General features: G+C 39.3%; 19 protein-coding genes. 7 read left to right on the top strand and 12 right to left on the bottom strand.

Annotation, left to right across the window (positions count from 1 at the left end; translation table 11 throughout):
• Positions 1 to 177 precede the first annotated feature (177 nt).
• The 7 genes from ON073_RS17545 to ON073_RS17515 all read right to left on the bottom strand — a co-directional run bounded on the left by ON073_RS17545 (position 178) and on the right by ON073_RS17515 (position 6644).
• Positions 178 to 642, bottom strand: coding sequence for a GNAT family N-acetyltransferase (locus tag ON073_RS17545; protein WP_274763176.1), 465 nt, complete (start codon positions 640 to 642; stop codon positions 178 to 180).
• 2 nt (positions 643 to 644) lie between these two features.
• The gene (locus ON073_RS17540) at positions 645 to 1247 is read right to left on the bottom strand and encodes a DNA-J related domain-containing protein (protein ID WP_274763175.1); all 603 of its coding nucleotides are present in this window, start codon (positions 1245 to 1247) and stop codon (positions 645 to 647) included.
• 57 nt (positions 1248 to 1304) lie between these two features.
• Complete coding sequence (locus ON073_RS17535; RefSeq protein ID WP_274763174.1) at positions 1305 to 2510, bottom strand: dipeptidase; 1206 nt, start codon at positions 2508 to 2510, stop codon at positions 1305 to 1307.
• 140 nt (positions 2511 to 2650) lie between these two features.
• Positions 2651 to 2884 carry a YheU family protein gene (locus ON073_RS17530; RefSeq protein WP_274763173.1) on the bottom strand — a complete coding sequence of 78 codons (234 nt, stop codon included), beginning with the start codon at positions 2882 to 2884 and terminating at the stop codon, positions 2651 to 2653.
• Positions 2881 to 3864 carry a hydrolase gene (locus ON073_RS17525; RefSeq protein WP_274763171.1) on the bottom strand — a complete coding sequence of 328 codons (984 nt, stop codon included), beginning with the start codon at positions 3862 to 3864 and terminating at the stop codon, positions 2881 to 2883. The genes ON073_RS17530 and ON073_RS17525 overlap by 4 nt, the downstream gene beginning before the upstream one ends.
• A gap of 400 nt (positions 3865 to 4264) precedes the next feature.
• Complete coding sequence (locus ON073_RS17520) at positions 4265 to 4738, bottom strand: TIGR02444 family protein (protein ID WP_274763170.1); 474 nt, start codon at positions 4736 to 4738, stop codon at positions 4265 to 4267.
• Complete coding sequence (locus tag ON073_RS17515; protein WP_274763169.1) at positions 4716 to 6644, bottom strand: ATP-binding cassette domain-containing protein; 1929 nt, start codon at positions 6642 to 6644, stop codon at positions 4716 to 4718. Before ON073_RS17515 ends, ON073_RS17520 begins: the two co-directional genes overlap by 23 nt.
• Before the next feature lie 100 nt (positions 6645 to 6744).
• Here ON073_RS17515 and ON073_RS17510 point away from each other — a divergent pair, with 100 nt between their 5' ends.
• Positions 6745 to 6945 (top strand): YheV family putative zinc ribbon protein, encoded by a 201-nt coding sequence (locus ON073_RS17510; RefSeq protein ID WP_010562181.1) that lies wholly within the window; start codon positions 6745 to 6747, stop codon positions 6943 to 6945.
• 156 nt (positions 6946 to 7101) lie between these two features.
• Positions 7102 to 8217: a hypothetical protein gene (locus ON073_RS17505; protein ID WP_274763167.1), complete on the top strand. Its 1116-nt coding sequence runs from the start codon at positions 7102 to 7104 to the stop codon at positions 8215 to 8217.
• 79 nt (positions 8218 to 8296) lie between these two features.
• Here the strand turns inward: ON073_RS17505 and ON073_RS17500 are convergent, their stop codons facing one another.
• The gene (locus ON073_RS17500; protein ID WP_274763178.1) at positions 8297 to 8509 is read right to left on the bottom strand and encodes a SlyX family protein; all 213 of its coding nucleotides are present in this window, start codon (positions 8507 to 8509) and stop codon (positions 8297 to 8299) included.
• Positions 8506 to 9486 carry a WD40 repeat domain-containing protein gene (locus ON073_RS17495; protein WP_274763166.1) on the bottom strand — a complete coding sequence of 327 codons (981 nt, stop codon included), beginning with the start codon at positions 9484 to 9486 and terminating at the stop codon, positions 8506 to 8508. The genes ON073_RS17500 and ON073_RS17495 overlap by 4 nt, the downstream gene beginning before the upstream one ends.
• A 221-nt stretch (positions 9487 to 9707) precedes the next feature.
• On the opposite strand from ON073_RS17495, the gene fkpA reads away from it, so the two are divergent.
• From fkpA to ON073_RS17480, 3 genes are all read left to right on the top strand, one after another.
• A complete protein-coding gene (fkpA, locus tag ON073_RS17490; RefSeq protein ID WP_274763165.1) occupies positions 9708 to 10460 on the top strand; it encodes an FKBP-type peptidyl-prolyl cis-trans isomerase in 753 nt (250 codons plus the stop codon).
• A 128-nt stretch (positions 10461 to 10588) separates the two neighbouring features.
• Positions 10589 to 12043 carry a coniferyl aldehyde dehydrogenase gene (locus ON073_RS17485; protein WP_274763164.1) on the top strand — a complete coding sequence of 485 codons (1455 nt, stop codon included), beginning with the start codon at positions 10589 to 10591 and terminating at the stop codon, positions 12041 to 12043.
• A complete protein-coding gene (locus ON073_RS17480; RefSeq protein WP_274763163.1) occupies positions 12044 to 12622 on the top strand; it encodes a TetR/AcrR family transcriptional regulator in 579 nt (192 codons plus the stop codon).
• Between the two features lie 13 nt (positions 12623 to 12635).
• On the opposite strand, the gene rsd is transcribed toward ON073_RS17480, so the two are convergent.
• The gene (gene rsd, locus ON073_RS17475) at positions 12636 to 13106 is read right to left on the bottom strand and encodes a sigma D regulator (RefSeq protein ID WP_274763162.1); all 471 of its coding nucleotides are present in this window, start codon (positions 13104 to 13106) and stop codon (positions 12636 to 12638) included.
• 435 nt (positions 13107 to 13541) lie between these two features.
• On the opposite strand from rsd, the gene hemE reads away from it, so the two are divergent.
• Together hemE and nfi are read left to right on the top strand one after the other, a co-directional pair.
• The gene (hemE, locus tag ON073_RS17470) at positions 13542 to 14609 is read left to right on the top strand and encodes a uroporphyrinogen decarboxylase (RefSeq protein ID WP_274763161.1); all 1068 of its coding nucleotides are present in this window, start codon (positions 13542 to 13544) and stop codon (positions 14607 to 14609) included.
• Positions 14610 to 14644: 35 nt separating this feature from the next.
• Positions 14645 to 15307 (top strand): deoxyribonuclease V, encoded by a 663-nt coding sequence (gene nfi / locus ON073_RS17465; RefSeq protein ID WP_274763160.1) that lies wholly within the window; start codon positions 14645 to 14647, stop codon positions 15305 to 15307.
• Here the strand turns inward: nfi and ON073_RS17460 are convergent.
• Positions 15291 to 16676 carry a TonB family protein gene (locus ON073_RS17460; protein ID WP_274763159.1) on the bottom strand — a complete coding sequence of 462 codons (1386 nt, stop codon included), beginning with the start codon at positions 16674 to 16676 and terminating at the stop codon, positions 15291 to 15293. The two genes, nfi and ON073_RS17460, sit on opposite strands and share 17 nt — an antisense overlap.
• A 133-nt stretch (positions 16677 to 16809) precedes the next feature.
• Complete coding sequence (gene sthA / locus ON073_RS17455; RefSeq protein ID WP_274763177.1) at positions 16810 to 18213, bottom strand: Si-specific NAD(P)(+) transhydrogenase; 1404 nt, start codon at positions 18211 to 18213, stop codon at positions 16810 to 16812.
• Positions 18214 to 18266 lie beyond the last annotated feature (53 nt).

Raw genomic sequence — 18266 nt, 5'->3', positions numbered from 1 at the left:
GCTCGTCGGGCTCATAACCCGAAGGTCGTCGGTTCAAATCCGGCTCCCGCAACCATTTCTTATTTTTCCTTATAATTCAAAATATTTCGTCTTATTATTTACGTAGTTGTAGATAATAAATATTTACCTAATAAAGCTTCTGAAAATCTTTCTTGTATCCGAATACTTATTTTTAAATTAAATTTTTCTATCTTGCAGACTTAATACTAGTCTGAGCATATCTTTATGCTGAATACCATTTTCAAAAATGGGTTTTGAGTAGTTATCTAAAAAGTGATTTTTAATAATGCTATCTACGCGAAATCCTAATCTTTGGTAAAAACCGAGTTGATGGCCAAATGTACCTGTGCCTAATTCAATCCGTAAAAAGTCGCTTTGCTTTAGCTCTGAAATAGCGAACGACAACAGCTTTGAACCAATGCCTAACGCTTGATGTGAAGGTGTTACTGCAATATTCATTAATTCAATACATTGGGAGCTTTGTTTTTTAAATACGCAGACTCCAACTAGATTGGCATCCTGAGTGGCGGCAAAGCAAAGGCTATTCGATAAATATGTTTTTATCTTTTCGACATCAGGATCTGCTTCTAACAAAAGCGATAAAGGCACTATCTCTGGTGCGATTTGAGAAAATGTTAGCATCGTTATTTCGTCCTTGAAAAATGCTTAATCAGTGTTTGATAAGCACTATTTGCTGCTAAGTAATTATCAGAGTTGTGGCTTGAAGTTTTGTCTGGGTGTGATGCGATTGCAATTTTATACCAAGCGCGCTTTACCTGCTTTAAATTGGCATTATTAGGTAAGCCAAGTACTTCGAAAGCGCCACTTACATCATGCAACTCAAAATGGTTATGAGCAGTGTAGTAGTGCCAAAAACTATCTAATAAACTCTTTATCTCTTCGGTAGAAATCACAATGTTTGAGAAATCTAAATAGTAGTCTGCCAATTTTGAATTGGTGTTGGAAAGCTGGTTTTCTTGGTAGCGTATCAGTTGAATATTTATTGAATCGATTACTACGGTGTAGCCAATAGTTTTGGCGTCAGTTTGCAGATTAAAGAGCGCATTCATCACTAAGAAGTTTTGTTTAAATAAATTTTGCTCTGAATCTTTATCGAGCGAAATAAGCAGCTGTCTCTCTTTTAAATGGCTAAAAATGTGGTTGAGTTTGCAATTAGGTGATTGTAAAAGCAGATCAAAAATAGCTTGTTGCAGTGAGAATGAAATGCTTTCTAAGCTATTTTCCAAGTTTTTCATCCTTGTGGTGTGATTTGGGCAACGCTTGTTGCCCAAACATGATTCAGCTTAATGCTTTTTAGCATACGCTTCAGCTTGTCGCCAAACGCGCATCGTATTACCACCTAATAGTTTGATGATATCGCTATCGGAATAGCCTCTATCAAGTAATCCCTGAACTAAATTAGGGTAGCTAGCAACGTCTTTTAAACCGATAGGCAGTGAATCGCCAACACCGTCATAATCAGAGCCAATACCAACGTAATCAATACCAATCAGTTTTACAACATGATCAATATGATTTAGTACCTGCTCTAAGCTTGCAAATGGGTATGGGTTTTTAGCAACATAGGCTTTACGGAAATCTTTAACTTGCGGTGCGTTTTCGCCAAACTCTTCTTTCGCTTGTTTACGCGCAGCTTTCATCTTATCGCCCCAAGCACCTGCTGCAGACGTAACAAAGCTTGAACCAAAGTTAATTTGAATAACACCGCCATTCTTTTTCAGCGCTAACAACATTTTGTCGTCCATATTACGTTCAAAACCTGGCGTGTATTTGCGTAATGATGAATGGGATGCAATCACTGGTACTTTTGACAGTTCCATTACTTGGTAAAAGGCATCATCTGAAATATGTGATACATCAATCAGCATACCTATGTTATTCATTTCTTTGACCAGCTCTTTACCAAATGGGCTTAAGCCTTTCCACTTGCGACGAATGTCATAAGAAGAATCTGAAATATGGTTGCTTTGCGAATGGGCAAGGGTGATATAACGCACACCACGATCAAAGAAATGTTTAAGGTTAGCCATTTCTCCTTCCATTGGTGAGCCGTTTTCCATGCCCATGGCAAGAGACATTAAGCCTTGTTTAAATTGTGCTTCAACGTCGCTGGTGCTTGTGGCGATTGCGAATTTATCTGGCGCACGTTGTGCCAGCGCTTCCATACCATCAATTAGTTGATTGGCAAGCTGATAGCTTTTTCCTTTACCTTCAAATTCTAAATTGGCCGGAATATAAATCGACATAAAAGGTACATTTAAACCACCTTTTACACCACGTGGATAGTCAAAATCACCACCTTCCGTGGCTTTTGAGACATCATCCCATTTGTGATAAATTCGGTATGGCACATCGATATGGGTATCGATAAGTAAGTTTTCTTGCGCTAGCTTAATTGCTTTTTCGGATGCTTTAAATTCAGTCGCGTTGCTTGTAAAGGTAATGGCTAACGCGGAAGCGATAAGGCTTGTTTTTATTAGATATTTCATAGTCGATTCTGTGTCGTTGTTTTCTTTATTGTGCTTGCTTTAACTTTGAAAGCAATAGAATCGCGATAGAAAGATTAAAAACTAGTCGAATAGCATGATTTAATAGGTGTTAGGTGGGAGTAGAAAAGCGAATGCTTTTTCTACTCGTAGTCCACATGTGGCTGAAAGTCACTGGCAGGCATAATATTGATTGTTTCATGTAATTCTGAAAACACTAATACCGCAGTGCCACTTTTTAATTGCGCTTTTACTTGCTCTATTTTTTGCTCTAAAGCGGCTTCTTCTTCACCATAATCGGTGCCTTCTCTTAGCACAAACTCTTTAATTAGGTTGGTAAGGGTATCAGGATCTATTTGGTCAATTGGCACAATCATTTTAATTTGCTTAATTGTTGTTGGAAAAAATACGGTACTTGTTGTTCAAGCCAAAATATAGGACGGAAAGGGTTTTTACCACTAATGAAACCGACATGCCCACCTTGCTTAGACACCATCAATTTAACGGCGCTACTCACATCTGAAGTTTGTGGAATAGCTTCTTCTGACAGCATTGGGTCATCCTTAGCGTGGATCACTAAGGTGGGTGTTTTGATGCGTTTTAAATATTGTTTTCCGCTTGATTTTAAATAGTAGTCAGCGGCGTCAATAAAACCATGAAGAGGTGCAGTGACTTTATTGTCGAACTCCCATAAATCGTAAATATTTTCTAGTTGCTTCGCAGTGAGGTTAATAGAGTCTTTTAGGTGATCTAGTTTTCGTGCTGTGGATTTTTTTAATCTGTCGAGCAGGTATTTTTGATATAACTTAAAGCAGCTTTTTTGAATTACTTTACACGATGACGCCAACGCGAAAGGTGCAGAGACTACCGCAGCGGCATCTAGCTGACTGTTTTGTTCATATTCGCCAAGGTATTTAGTTAAAACGTTTCCGCCAAGCGAAAAACCAACAGCCATTAAGGGTTTGTTTGGAAATCGCTGTTTTAGCGTGTTAACTAAAAAGTGTAAATCTGTGGTTTCACCACTGTGATATGCACGGGCTTGCAGATTAGCTTTGTATCCGCAGTTTCTGAAATGAAGTAACACTACGTCAAACCCTGCGAGCGACAGGGCTTTCATCATACCTTTTGCATAAAAGCTATCAATGTTTCCCTCTAAACCATGCAGTACAATCGCTAAGGGCTTTTCGTCAGCTTCGATGTGTTCTCTGCTCCAAATGAGTTGAAGAAAGTCATCATCGGGCGTTGCTATTTCTTCTGTATGGTAATCAATAGCAAGAGTTGGACGAAAAAATCGCGGTAAGATTGTTTGTGCATGCCGATTGGTCATCCACCAAGCGGGCTTAAAGTTACGATCCATAACAGTGTACAAAGGAAAAAGATTGGCTCAGTGTAGCAGAAAAAAATAAAGCACCAAACTAGTTGCCTAGTTTGATGCTTTAGTGCGTCGTGCTTAATTCTAACAGGGGTTTTCAAATGCCAGACAGATGCTGACATTATCAAATTCTTACTAAACTGGTTATGACTCGCTAGGCTCAGCGTTTTTGATCTTGTTTATAAAAAAGCCTACGTAGAAAAGGCAAAGAACAATAACTACACCTAAAATGCCGAATGATAAAAACAGCACAGGATCCTGAAAAAAGTCTCTAAATAGATTGCTCATTGTGTTTCTCCTCTAACGTCAACACGAAAGAGAATAGATGAAGCAGGACTGAATGATCATGACTTAGATCAAGGTTTTTCCCGCGTATTTCATTGCATTAAGCAAGTTGAATTAATGTTTGATCTAGGTCAGTTTTTGACACGTGTAAGGTATTTGAAAGGTAGTAATGCAAAGCAAGCTTAGCGTCGGTTGTTTGCTGTTTTGCCTTGTTATAAGAGTTTATTAATATCTGTTGCTCATGTTTTTCAAGCTCTAATTCTGCGTTCAGCAGGTGTGCTCTAAGCGCCGAGTAATTAGGTATCTCTTGCAAAGACAGCTTGAACAAGCTTCTTGTTTGGCGAAGTTGTGAGGTATAGGTTTGGTTAAAGTATGAGACTTCAGTATGCAATGCGTCAATTTGTGAAACATCAATGGGTAACTTGTGCTCTTTTAAATAAATAAGCAGCAGGCACAAATTTACATTGGCACCATGTTTGTCTTGCAAGGTTAAAAGCACGCTGCTGTGCGTGCTTTTACTATAGTAATCAAGCGAAAACTGCCAAAGTAGATCAGTCTGCAAATTGCGCTGCAAAGTCAGCTTCCTCTGTTTCTAATTGTTCTAGCTTTTCTAGCAGTGACTCTTCAATGTCGTTTAATTGCGGCGCGAGTTTAGCTTGTTCGGCTAGTTGCTTTGTGAGTTCCGCTTTGTTTTCTTCCTGATAAATACTGGCATCAGCAAGTGCATTTTCAGCAACTTGTAATTGCTCACTAACGGTTTCTAATTGCTTTTCAAGTTTTGCAATTTCACGTTTGAGTGGCTGCATTTTAGTACGGAACTCAGCCTCTAAGCGTTTTTGCTCTTTACGGTTTTGCACCTTATTTGGTTTGCTCTCAAGCGTTGCAACGTCGCTTTCGTTTGTTTTATTACTGCCGTTATTTGCCAGCCATGCGTAATAATCTTCAATTTCATAGCCGAGTTGCGTTACTTGACCATCATTTACAAGGTAGAACTGATCAGACGTATTTTTAAGTAAATGGCGATCGTGCGATACCGTCACCATTGCCCCTTCAAATCCTTGTAAAGCCATTACTAAGGCATGACGCATTTCAAGGTCAAGGTGGTTGGTTGGTTCGTCGAGTAGCAATATATTTGGCTTTTGATAAACAAGCAAAGCTAATACCAAACGTGCTTTTTCGCCACCTGAAAATGGTGCGACAGGGTCGAGTGCTTTGTCACCATGAAATGCAAAACAGCCAAGGAAATCCCTGAGCTCTTGCTCAGATGCCATTTTATCAAGACGCTGTAAGTGCAATAGTGGTGATGCACTTGGGTCAAGTGACTCTAATTGATGCTGAGCAAAGTAACCAATACGTAAACCTTGGTGATGCACAAATTCACCGGCTTGTGGTGTTAATTCACCTGCTAACAGCTTAATCAGGGTAGATTTACCCGCACCGTTTTTACCGAGTAATGCAATACGGCTACCAGGCACTAGGTTTAACTTAATGTCTTGAATAATGGTTACATCACCATAGCCTGCTTTTACTTTCTCAAGTGTTACCAGTGGGTTTGGTAAGCTTGGTGGCTCTTTAAAGCTAAAATTAAAAGGCGAATCGATATGTGCTGGCGCCAGCTTTTCCATCCGTTCAAGCGCTTTAACTCGGCTTTGTGCTTGTTTTGCTTTTGATGCCTTAGCTTTAAAGCGGCGAATAAAACTTTCTAGATGGGCAATTTGTTCTTGCTGCTTTTCAAAGTTGCTTTGCTGCTGTGCTAGTTTTTCTGCTTTGATGCGCTCAAACTGACTGTAGTTACCCTTGTAGCTGTGAATTTGCTGTTGGTAGACATGCCAAATTTCACCCACGATTGCATCTAAAAATTCTCGGTCGTGCGAAATAAGAATTAATGTGCCAGGGTAAGACTTTAAAAACTTTTCTAACCAATACACAGCATCGAGGTCGAGGTGGTTGGTTGGTTCGTCAAGTAGTAATAAATCAGCTTCTTGTAATAGGGCCTGCGCAAGGTTTAGGCGCATTCGCCAACCACCGGAAAAGTCTTTTACTGGCAGTGAGATTTGTCCTTGTGTAAAGCCAAGACCATGCAATAACTCGCTAGCTTTTGCTTCAATGTGGTAAGCCTGCATTTCTTCAAGTGCTAGATGAATTTCAGCTTGCTTAGCACCATCATTATTTTGTTCAGCAATATGAAGTTGTTCGCGCAGCGCATAATAGTCTTCATAGCCCTGTAATACGTATTCTAATGCAGAGATAGCAAGGCCAGGAGTTTCTTGTTTTACTGATGCAATGCGCCACTCTTTCGGGATATTGCACTCACCCATATCAGGTGTAAGTTCGTTGCGAATCAAAGCAAATAAGCTGGATTTACCACAACCATTGTTACCCACCAAACCTACTTTGTGGCCGGGAAACAGTGTTGCGTTTGCTTCTTTAAGCAGTGGTTTGCCACCGCGTAATAATTCGAGATTAGAAATTTGGATCATGTACTAACAGCAATTTGAAAACTTTTCTTGCGCTAGTATATCAAGTAATCAGTGTTGTTTGTTAAAATCGCGCTATCAACATTGGGGATAATTGAAAACTATGAAACAGAAAAAACGTTTTATTGCAGGTGCAACTTGCCCTGAATGTAAAAAGCAAGACACTATGATGCTATACAAAGAAATGGATGTTGAGAAAGTTGAATGTGTTGAATGTGGCCACACGATGACGCAAGCGGAAGGTCAAGTGCAGGCGTCTACACGCCAGTTCGAGCAAGTTATAGGTGTATTTAAGCCTGAATAAACAGGTTTAATATATTAATTGATAATGTGGCGGTGAAGTATTCTTTGTTAACCAAATATATTTAATCAACAAGTTTTTTTGAGGTTGGATTTTGCTTTTTTAGTGTTAATTTGAGAAATGAAGGAACAACATTTAAATTTTTATAAGGACATAATTATGAAGTGTAAAAAAATACTTTTCTGTGCATCAATGCTTATTGCAAGCCAAAATTTATATGCTTTTCTACAACCTCAAAAAGAAATTTTTGTTTGTAATTCTGAAACAGGTACACCCAATTGTAGTCGAGTTGACGATTCATATCTAAAACAAGTGACAGAAATAAAATATGGTCACTTAGCGAACTCAGAGGATTGTAACCTAGGCGATCCTATTTCAAATTGTGAAGCCGTCAATCAATTGGTTAGTGTCGATTTTCTGGTTGTGAATGCTGAGACTGGTGAAGCGCAAAAAACTCGCGTTAAAATGACCTATCTTAATGGTGTTAATACATTCGATGTTTTGTCTGTAGACAATCAACAAATCGACTTGCAAATAACACAAGAGATCGTGCTATTCGAGAATGATTACAGAGATATGAAGCGCAAGTTCTCGTTCAAAGAAAATTCACAGGGCCGTTTTTTTAACTATTTTGGCCAGTCTCCTGATATGGTAGGTATAACGGTAGAAAGTCAAGGTCAAGAATTTGGGAACTGCAAAACCGCAATTTCTTTTCCATATGACGAGCAAGCAGAACGCTCATTACCGACATGTAAAAGCTTTTTAAGTGGGCAATTTCAAGCTATTCACGACCGCAGAGGCTTTGGCACTAGGTTTATGCAAGAAATTGCCGATGCAATTCCTTCATATAGTAATTACGGTGCAGATTTTAATATTACTAAAGTCAATAATTTTAGTATCGCGATTCATTATAAGGATGGTTCTAAACTGGTACTTGATTTTGTCAATGATAACGGAAATCTAAAAATATTTTTCGACAAAGATGTTTCGTTAGTGAGTGACAACAAAAGTATTAACGAATTTGAAAAGGATGCACTCAAGCCTAATGGCAGTATAGGTTCACGTAATGAAGCCTCTTCGCTTGCTTACCTTGGTGGCATGGAAACGTGTTATAGCAGAATTCAGCAGGAAGGATACTATCAACAGTTCCGTATAAAAGTGATTGAGCGAGATGAAAACGGTTATCCGCTAAAAGTTACTTTTGAGTTAATATCGCAAACAGGTATTACATCAGAAACTATCCATTGCACGCGTAATGGAATCAATGTTAGCTAAAAGGTTAGACTCATAATAATTTAAAATAAAAACCGAACTATCATTCGACTTTTATTTTAATGTTAAAGTTATGCCAAATTTAATAATGTGGCGGGAGAGTTTCATGCTCCTCACTTACGACTGATGAAGGTTTTATCTCCTTCAACTTCTCGCCTACTAACTCTATTTGCCTTGTGATTTTTGCCATAGCCATTTGATGCTGCTTTAGCTCGTCGTTCAAAATGTCGATAGTTTCATCTTGGTACGCTACTTTTGTTTCAAGTTCGGTAATACGCGCTTCAAGACTATTTATTTGTTCATTTGCCATGTTTCTGATAAACCGTTAGAACTTTCACTAATTATGGTGTCATTATCGCTAAAAGCGATGTCATATACTACTGCTGATTTAGGGCGTGAGTCTTGGCGAGGTGCTACCTGCCAAGTTTTGAGTTGTTTACCACTCGATGTATCCCATAAGGCAATAGTACGAGCAGGTGAACCGGTAACAAGCAATGATGTGTCTGTATTAAAGCGCACAGCACTAAATACTTTTTGCCTTGCATGAAATTGCAAATTAGCAATTTGAGAACCGTTTTGCAGGTCCCAAATGCTTGCTTGTTTTTTGCTGTCTGCAGTAAATGCTTTATGCCCTTCGCGATCAAGAGCAACTTGAGTAACGCGACTTGGATGCGTAAAACGGTGGATCACTTGTGCACTGCGAGTATCCCAAAGGTAAGCTGTGTAATCGTTGGCGCCAGTAAGCGCGTAATAACCATTGGGTGATAAATCAACCGCATTCACTTTTTCTGTGTGACCTAAAAATTCGATACGTCGACCTGTATTTAAATCTACGTGAATGACTTTGCCATCGCCACGACCATAAAGTACATAGCGACCATTGTTGCTAATAGCGATATCACGAATACTGGACTCTTGGATTTTCCAAAAGCCAATATTTTCGCCACTTTCTAAACTCCAAACTGCAAAATTAGTGCGATCGGCGGTCACAGCGAACTTATCGTCATCACTGATGTCTATAGCCAGCACAAGGTTATCGGTATCTTGCTGGTGGCTCCACTGGTAAAGCAATGCGTTGTCATTCAAATTCCATACTGATACGCCATGATTAATAGAAGAGACAATCGCGAGCGTACCCTTGTTATTTAATGCTGCGGCATAACTGCCTTGTACAGCATGTTCTTGTGCATTTTTAGGAATCGCGTTCGAGTTATCACAAGCTGTTAAGGTGAAGAGCATAAAAAGTATCAAGGTTAGGCGATATGGCTTCATTTTTAATCTAATTTTCCTTAACTCTTGGGCTACGAGAGGTTAGACTAGGACGAGTTTTGAGAACAAGGTAGTTACAGATATTTATTATCGGTTGTCTCAAGTATGCGTCTTTGTCGTCATTTTTGTGTTTTACATTGATGTTTGTCAGCCTATCATGTAACTCATTTAATTTTAACTTAGATAATTGTAGATAAAAGGCATTTTATTTGCCGGAGAAAAAAATGAAAAAAGTATTTAAACTTTCATTTGTTGCTGCATCAGTGCTTGCGCTTGCTGCATGTAACAAAGAAGCTCCTAAAGCTGAAGTGAAACTAGAGACCGAAGTACAAAAACAAGCATATGGTCTTGGCGCTTCAATTGGTGATTTCTTAAAGAAAGATCTTGAAGGCAAAACTGAAATGGGTTTTGTATTAGATAAAGAGTTAATCGTAGCTGGTTTAGAAGAATCTCTTGCTGGTAAATCAAAATTAACTGAAGAAGAAATCAAAGAGCTTCTAACTAAACTAAACACCGATTTTGCTGAAAAACAGCAAGCTGCTGCTCAAGCAAAAGCAGAAGAAGTTAAAGCGCAAGGCGTTGCTTTCTTAGCTGAAAATGCGAAGAAAGAAGGCGTAGTAACGACAGATTCTGGTCTTCAGTATGAAGTTTTAGCGCAGGGTGAAGGTAAAAAGCCTTTAGCAACAGATACTGTTGAAGTTCACTACAAAGGTACATTAATTGATGGTACTGAGTTCGATAGCTCTTACTCACACGGTGAGCCAATTACTTTCCCGCTTAATCGCGTAATTAAAGGTTGGACTGAAGGTGTTCAGCTAATGGCTGAAGGTTCAAAATTCAAGTTCTTCATTCCTTCAGAACTTGCATATGGTGAGCGTGATCTTGGTAAGATCCCTGCTAATTCAACGCTTATTTTTGAAGTTGAGCTATTAAAAGTAGTTCAGCCTGAAGCTGAAAAAGAAGCTGCATCTGAATAATATTTAAAAATATACATTATTTTTTAAGCCACCTTTTGGGTGGCTTTTTTATTTGCATTTGTAGAATTATTGCTCTAAATTAAACCGACTAATCAGTCGGTTTTGTATATTTAATACTAGGATGCAATATGAGCTCGCCTATTCTTGATAAAATGGATACTGCTGAAGATGTGCAATCTTCACAGGTTTCTTTGGAACAGCTAAATGCTGCTTTTGCACAGTTGAAGTTAGCATATAATGCTAATAAACAACCTTCCTATTCAGAGCGCAAGCAAGTAATTCTAGAATTAAAGTCAGCACTTTTAGCAAACAGAGAACAACTGCTTAGTGCACTTAATGCAGACTATGGTAAACGGCCAAATTTCGACAGCTTAATGGCGGATATATTACCGAGCGTACAGCATCTAAATTACACTTTAAAACACCTCAAATCTTGGTTAAAACCAGAGAGGCGGCGTGCAGGGCTATTGTTAGCGCCATCGTCTATTTATGTTTATAAACAAGCGAAGGGCGTAGTAGGGGTTGTTGTGCCTTGGAACTTCCCTGTGTTTTTAAGTATTGGGCCTATCGTCACTGCTCTTGCTGCGGGCAACAAGGTGATGGTTAAGCTCAGCGAATATACGCCATATACGAATTCGGTTATTAGAAAAATCTTTAGTTCATTGCATGACAGTGTTGTGGTGATTGAAGGTGGGCCAGAGGTTGCAGCTGAATTTACTCAATTACCGTTTGACCATATTTTTTTCACAGGCTCAACAAGTGTAGGCAAGTTGGTTGCAAAATCTTGCGCAGAGCGCTTGGTACCAACAACATTAGAGCTTGGAGGTAAATCTCCCGTAGTGATTACTGCAAATGCAGATTTAGAAAAAGCCGCTGATGCAATTATTTTAGGTAAATCAGTCAATGCAGGGCAAATCTGTGTCGCCCCAGATTATGTTCTTGTAGAGAGAACTCAACTTCAAGCATTTTGCCAAACTTACCTAACTCGTTTTGCGGCACTTTATGATCATCAAAAATTTAGCGAGGAATATGGCGCGATAATCAATGAGGCGCAGTTTGCTCGTTTGCAAGCAATGCTCGAAGATGCAAAAGCAAAAGGAGCTAATGTATTTGCGCCAATAGGCTATGAGATTGATGTTAAAAATAGGGTAATACCACCACAATTATTAACCAACGTTGATGATACTATGGCGGTGTGTAAATCAGAGATTTTTGGCCCCCTATTACCTGTACTGGCTTACGACGAAGTTACAGATGCGATTGATTATATTAACAGTAAAGAAAGGCCTCTGGCGCTTTACATAATGTCGCAAGATACGTCAGTGGTAGAAGCGATTTTAGAGCAAACAAATAGTGGTGGCGTTTGTGTTAATGATACCTTGATGCACGTAGGCGCTGATGATGCTCCTTTTGGTGGTATTGGCGAGTCAGGTTTAGGTAATTACCATGGCCCTGAAGGATTTGATACGTTTTGTCATAAACGAACTGTTTTAAAAACGCCGTTGTGGCTTCCCCGAGTGAAACTTATTTTACAGTCTAAAAAACTAGCTCTATCGCTGCTAACAAAGTTGTTTGTTCGTTAAATGGCTATTTCAAAGAAACAACAGTTACTAGATGCAGCGTTAGTCTTGTTTGTTGAGCAAGGTATATCGGAGACATCAACGGCTAGCATTGCCAAACATGCAGGGGTGGCGACTGGCACTTTGTTTCATCACTTTGCAAATAAAAAAGAGTTGGTGGAAGCCCTTTATTTAAATTTAAAAGAAGCTTTGGTTACAGATTTAGCCTTGTCGGGTGAAATTGAAAGTAGCGAGCAAGCACTAGTTTTATGGCGGAAAGTAATAACCTGGGGGTTAACAAATCCTGAAAAAATGGCATTTTTTGGTATTTATTACTCTAGCCCTTGGGTGGAGTCATCATTTAAAAGCAGTGTATTAAACAATGTGTTTTCTTTTTTAATCGCATTTATCGAAAAGCAAAAAGCTGTAGGTGCATTTATTAATTTACCAACAGATTATATTGCGATGCATATTCAGCAAAGTTTGTTAAATACAGTGAACTATCTGATTGAACACAATTTGAATGCTAACAGTGAGTTGGTTGATTTGAGCTTTAGTACGTGCTTATTTGGTTTACAGCATCAAATAAACAAAAAGGCGTAAATTACGCCTTTTCTTATTCTGTGTGATGAGTATATAAATTTTCGATAAGTTCGTCTTCAAATTCAAAGCGTTGCTCAAGAGCTTGGCCTAATGTGGATAAATCCTCATCGAAGTTTGGTAGCAAGCTTTCTTCTTTAGCATTGGCGTAATCATCATTAAAGCTCAATGCAATATCTGTCGAAGCTGATATTTGCGGATAAAGTGATTGAGCTAGCTTTAGACTGCTCGGGCCTTTTTCTGCACATGCTTTAACAAGGTTGTCGTAAATTTCGAAATGACCGGCTGAAAGGTAATCCATTAAAATCTGACAAAATTCAAGGATTTCACTTTTCTTTGGTAACGCTTGGTCGCTTCGTTCGTAGGGAGGTAAGCCTGCAAGTTTGCAATAAATTACAAGTAACTCCTGGCGTTCTTGCAACCAGCTATCAATGGCTGAGTGTGATCCGCCCCATTCTTGTTTCGCTTTCTCTAAACTCTTAAGCATAAATTGTGTCCCTTTACTTCAAACTAATTTCTATAACAATGAAATCTGGCGAAAAGATCAACTAATTTTTAACATTTTTAAGAGTAATAAATGTAACTGATTAATAATAAAAAGAATTGTCTATATACTGATTTGTGATTAGAAGCGGGGTTTCAGATTTAAAAGTGCATATAAAAGAAAAAACCACCCAGAGGGTGGTTATAAAACTTTTTCCGACTTGATTAATTCAAGTTCTTATTTTTGTATCCTTTTTATAACAAATTATTTTCATTTTAACAACGTTAAATATTATAAAATGCGAGATTAAATGCAAAATACATCTAAAAAGCGAAATAATTGCATTTTTAGTGTAAGAGGGCTTGATCTTTCGCATAGTTAGTTGGCGTTCATAATGATACAATTCGGCCAGTTATAATTTTTAGGTTTTACACTATCATGAGTGAATTAAAGAACGATCGTTATTTACGTGCGCTATTAAAGCAACCAGTTGACCAAACACCTGTATGGATGATGCGTCAAGCTGGACGTTATTTACCAGAATATCGAGCTACGAGAGCGCAAGCTGGCGACTTTATGAGCTTATGTAAAAATGCAGAGTTAGCATGTGAAGTAACACTGCAACCACTGCGTCGCTACCCATTAGATGCGGCAATTCTTTTTAGTGATATTTTAACTATTCCAGATGCGATGGGATTAGGCCTTTACTTCGAAACCGGTGAAGGTCCAAAATTTGAACGCCCAATTCAGTCAATGGCCGACGTTGCTAATCTACCTATTCCAGATCCAGAAGATGAATTGGGTTATGTAATGAACGCTGTAAGAACTATTCGCCGTGAACTTAATGGTGAAGTTCCGTTAATCGGTTTCTCTGGCTCACCATGGACGCTTGCGACTTATATGATTGAAGGCGGTAGCAGCAAAACATTTGGCAAGATTAAGAAAATGGCTTTCTCTGAGCCTGAAATCTTACATATGCTTCTCGATAAACTTGCGGACTCTGTAATCAGTTATTTAAATGCACAGATTAAAGCGGGTGCACAATCCCTAATGGTATTTGACTCTTGGGGTGGTGTGTTATCGCCACGTGACTATAACGAGTTCTCATTAACTTATATGCAGAAAATCGTGGATGGCTTGATCCGTGAATATGATGGTCGCAAAGTACCGGTAACGCTATTTACTAAAAATGGTGGTTTAAACTTAGAAGCAATTGCAGCGACAGGCTGTGACGCGGTTGGTTTAGATTGGACTGTAGATATTGCTGATGCGCGTCGTCGTATTGGTGATAAAGTGGCGCTGCAAGGTAATATGGATCCTGCAATGTTACATGGCACACCTGAGCGCATCCGCCAAGAAGTACAACGTATTTTAGAAGGCTATGGTAACGGCTCTGGCCATGTATTCAACTTAGGTCATGGTATTACGCCAGATGTTGACCCTGAAAATGCAGGTGTTTTCATCAACTCGGTTGGTGAACTAAGTAAACAGTACCACAACAATTAATTTAAGAGCCTTGCAACCGCAAGGCTTTTTTCTTAATGGCGAATCAAAACGATATTATTTGGCCCGGCAGCGTAGCTAAGGCCAAAGAAATTCAACAGCAGCTAGCCAAGCAAGTAGTTATCTCATCATTTCAAGGTGATATAAATTACATTGCTGGTATTGATGTCGCATTTCCAAACAGTGGTAAAACAACCCGAGCAGCGGTTGTTTTGCTGGAATATCCATCGCTTCGTTTAGTAGAACAAGTTGTCCATGAATCGCCAACAGTAATTCCTTATATCCCAGGCGTTTTAAGCTTCCGAGAAGGTGGAGCGGTATTAAAGGCATTGAAAAAGCTTGTAAAGCGTCCTGATTTATTGATGTTTGATGGTCAAGGTGTTGCGCATCCTTTAGGGCTTGGTATTGCTAGCCATGTTGGTGTGGTACTCAATATGCCGACTATTGGTATCGCAAAAAGTTGTTTGATAGGTGATTATAACGAGCCTGAACAGTTTAAGGGAGCCACGACTGATTTAGTTGTGCGAGGCCAGCACTGCGGATACGTGGTGCGCTCAAGAACAAATGTAAAACCGCTCTTTATCTCACCTGGACATCTGATAACAAAAGAGCAAGCGTTATCGCTTGCTCTTGAGTGTGTTACTAAGTTTCGATTACCTGAGCCAACAAGGCTTGCAGATAAGCTTAGTAAGAGTCAGTAGTTCTGTCTGCCATCATTGAAGCTTCACTTAATTCGATAAGCTTAATGTAGTTTTGTGCAGGCCAGCTACGGTTATTCGCTTCGTTTAATGCTTGTTGTAACATTAATTGCCCTTCCTGAACACGGCCAAGCTCTGAATGAGCTGTACCTAGTACAGATAGAAGTACAGGGTGATTATTATCTACTGCACGTGCAAGTTCAGCGTACTTAATTGCGCTTTGTGCATCGCGAAGCTCAGCAACGTCTGAGAAAGCAAGTAAGCGTGAGTACTCGATCATTGCTGGTAGATACTGATTATGAGCAGCTGTCTTCAACATTTTTGCAGCTGTGTGTACATCATAATGAATGCTACCATAATTAAGCATAGTCATTGCTAATTGATACTGCGCACGTTCATTACCAGATTCCGAAGCAAGCGCTAACCAGTTGAAAGCTTTTTCTTCATCAGGCTGGCAGCCTTCACCATTTGCAAAACAATGCATTAATCTCATTTGAGCATCATGATTGCCATTAATTGCTGCTTTGTAATACCAATCGATATGTTCGTTTTCAGATGTTTTCTCAATAATTTCATGCTCAAGCATTAAGGCATAACGATTTTGCGCAACACTATTTCCTTTGTTGGCAAGTGCGAGAAGCTTTTCTTTATATTCGTCTAAGGAGCGCTGAAACTCACGGTTCACTTTACTGTTATCAGAACCAAGCGTAAATGAAGTAACCAAGTCGAAAATACGACGCGGCTCACCTGTTGGGCTGATATCAGGCTCAAACTTCCATTGATTCACTGCTTCTAATGCAAGATCATCAATAATACCTTTCGGAAATGACGCAAGAATACGACTATCTTCAACGACCCCACTTTCGTTGACATTATAACCAATTGTTACCCAAGCTTTTGAACCAGAGCGAGTATTGTTATCAATTTCAGGTTCAACACGCTCAATTAACTTAGCTCGCTCAGGAAAAAAGTTGGTATGTTTTGCAATAGGTGCGTAACGTAAATCGTGTAACTTTTTACCGTAAACATCTTTTAACTCAATATAAGCTGCTTTCGCTTCGCGGCGAGAAGGCACTTCTTTTCTTAAACTACGGTATTTTTCTTGAGCTAGCGGATGGCCGTAATCTTTTGCAAGAAGGTACCAAGCATAAGCTTTGTTAATATCTTTTTCGATACCTTGACCATTGAGATAGGCTGTTGCGAGATCAAACTGAGCATTGACGTGACCTAATTTGGCGATCTTGCTTAATTCAGCAACGTATTTCTCAACATCTCCTTGTTTCTCATAATATTTTGCAGTTGAGTAGTCCGCGAAACTGCTTACAGAAAACAAAGATAGCGCTGAGGCAAGTAATATAGAGGGGGTTTTCATACTTAACAGCCTATTATTATTGTTTTAGGTTATTAAGTTTACAATAATTTTACACGATCACAAGCGTTAGTTTAAAAAATCGGCACTTTATGTGAAGGTTTGTAATAAACTCGTCATAAAGTGCCATTTCGCTTTATTTAATCAAGCGATTCAAACCATTAAGCGCAGCTACTCGGTAAGCTTCTGCCATTGTTGGGTAGTTAAATGTGGTATTAACAAAGTATTCTATATTGTTACCGCCATTTTTTTGCTCCATTACTGCCTGACCAATGTGAATGATTTCTGCGGCACGTTCACCAAACACATGAATACCTAAAATTTCTTTGGTTTCAATATGGAATAGTATTTTTAAACTACCTACTTCGGTGCCTGCAATCTGTGCACGCGCTAGGTGTTTAAATTGAGCTCGGCCAACTTCATATGGCACTTTTGCAGCGGTAAGTTCTTGTTCAGAACGGCCAACCGAACTAATTTCTGGAATGGTATAAATACCACTTGGAATATCGCGGATCAGCTTTTTATTACATTCGCCGGTGGTAATTGCATCAGCAGCAATACGGCCTTGATCAAATGCGGCACTGGCAAGGCTTGGGTAACCAATTACGTCGCCAACAGCATAGACGTTATCGACTTCTGTTTGGTAATTTTCATTCACTTTTAAATTGCCACGACTATCAGGTGTTAAACCAATAGCCGATAAATTTAGTTTGTCTGTGTTACCTGTACGACCATTTGCAAAGAGTAAACAATCAGCTTGCATTTTTTTACCAGATTGCATGTGAACGATAACGCAATCATCCCGTGTTTCTACTTTTTTAAACTCTTCATTATGACGAATTAAAATACCGCTGTTCCAAAAATGGTAGCTAAGTGAATCAGATGTTTCGGCATCAAGAAAAGCGAGCAGGCGATCACGAGTATTGATTAAATCAACTTTGGCGCCTAGGCCGCGGAAAATTGAAGCGTATTCACAGCCAATGACACCAGCACCATAAATGATGATATGACGTGGGTCGTGCTTTAGTCCCAAAATTGTATCACTGTCATAAACACGCTTGTGATTGAAGTCGATTTCAGCAGGTCGATATGGGCGCGAACCTGTAGCAATTACTATGGTCTGTGCCGTTAAAGTTTCCTGACTACCGTCGTCTTTTTGAATTGAAATGGTGTGGTTATCTACAAAGCTTGCTTCACCATGAATAAGCGTAATGCGATTTCGGTCATAAAAGCTGGTGCGCAGATTGACCTGTTTTGAAATCACATTACTCGCATGATCTAAAATATCAGGGTAGGTCATGCGCTCTCTGTGAGCTTGAGAGTTAAACAACGGGTTTGAGTTAAACTCGATTAAGCGACTAACAGAATGACGCAGTGCTTTTGAAGGAATTGTGCCCCAGTGCGCACAACCGCCACCTACTTTAGGTTGTTTTTCAACAACAGCAACACGCTTACCGCTTTTGGCAAGATTCATTGCTGTACCTTCACCACCTGGGCCAGTACCTATGATTATGGCGTCATAATCATACTGTTTTTTTATCGCTTGTTTCTTTGTCACAGAGAGTGTTCCTTTAACTAGTTTGTTGCGAGCCC

The organism is Pseudoalteromonas sp. G4 (assembly GCF_028875915.1).
Classification (GTDB): domain Bacteria; phylum Pseudomonadota; class Gammaproteobacteria; order Enterobacterales; family Alteromonadaceae; genus Pseudoalteromonas.
This window is presented reverse-complemented; position numbering and strand designations above follow the sequence as displayed.

Coding starts and splice junctions, on each gene's coding strand:
- ON073_RS17505 (WP_274763167.1), top strand. CDS start 7,102: ATGAAGTGTAAAAAAATACTTTTCTGTGCATCAATGCTTATTGCAAGC.
- ON073_RS17525 (WP_274763171.1), bottom strand. CDS start 3,864: ATGGATCGTAACTTTAAGCCCGCTTGGTGGATGACCAATCGGCATGCA.
- fkpA (WP_274763165.1), top strand. CDS start 9,708: ATGAAAAAAGTATTTAAACTTTCATTTGTTGCTGCATCAGTGCTTGCG.
- hemE (WP_274763161.1), top strand. CDS start 13,542: ATGAGTGAATTAAAGAACGATCGTTATTTACGTGCGCTATTAAAGCAA.
- nfi (WP_274763160.1), top strand. CDS start 14,645: ATGGCGAATCAAAACGATATTATTTGGCCCGGCAGCGTAGCTAAGGCC.
- ON073_RS17495 (WP_274763166.1), bottom strand. CDS start 9,486: ATGAAGCCATATCGCCTAACCTTGATACTTTTTATGCTCTTCACCTTA.
- ON073_RS17545 (WP_274763176.1), bottom strand. CDS start 642: ATGCTAACATTTTCTCAAATCGCACCAGAGATAGTGCCTTTATCGCTT.
- ON073_RS17530 (WP_274763173.1), bottom strand. CDS start 2,884: ATGATTGTGCCAATTGACCAAATAGATCCTGATACCCTTACCAACCTA.
- ON073_RS17510 (WP_010562181.1), top strand. CDS start 6,745: ATGAAACAGAAAAAACGTTTTATTGCAGGTGCAACTTGCCCTGAATGT.
- ON073_RS17460 (WP_274763159.1), bottom strand. CDS start 16,676: ATGAAAACCCCCTCTATATTACTTGCCTCAGCGCTATCTTTGTTTTCT.
- ON073_RS17535 (WP_274763174.1), bottom strand. CDS start 2,510: ATGAAATATCTAATAAAAACAAGCCTTATCGCTTCCGCGTTAGCCATT.
- rsd (WP_274763162.1), bottom strand. CDS start 13,106: ATGCTTAAGAGTTTAGAGAAAGCGAAACAAGAATGGGGCGGATCACAC.
- ON073_RS17515 (WP_274763169.1), bottom strand. CDS start 6,644: ATGATCCAAATTTCTAATCTCGAATTATTACGCGGTGGCAAACCACTG.
- ON073_RS17480 (WP_274763163.1), top strand. CDS start 12,044: ATGGCTATTTCAAAGAAACAACAGTTACTAGATGCAGCGTTAGTCTTG.
- ON073_RS17485 (WP_274763164.1), top strand. CDS start 10,589: ATGAGCTCGCCTATTCTTGATAAAATGGATACTGCTGAAGATGTGCAA.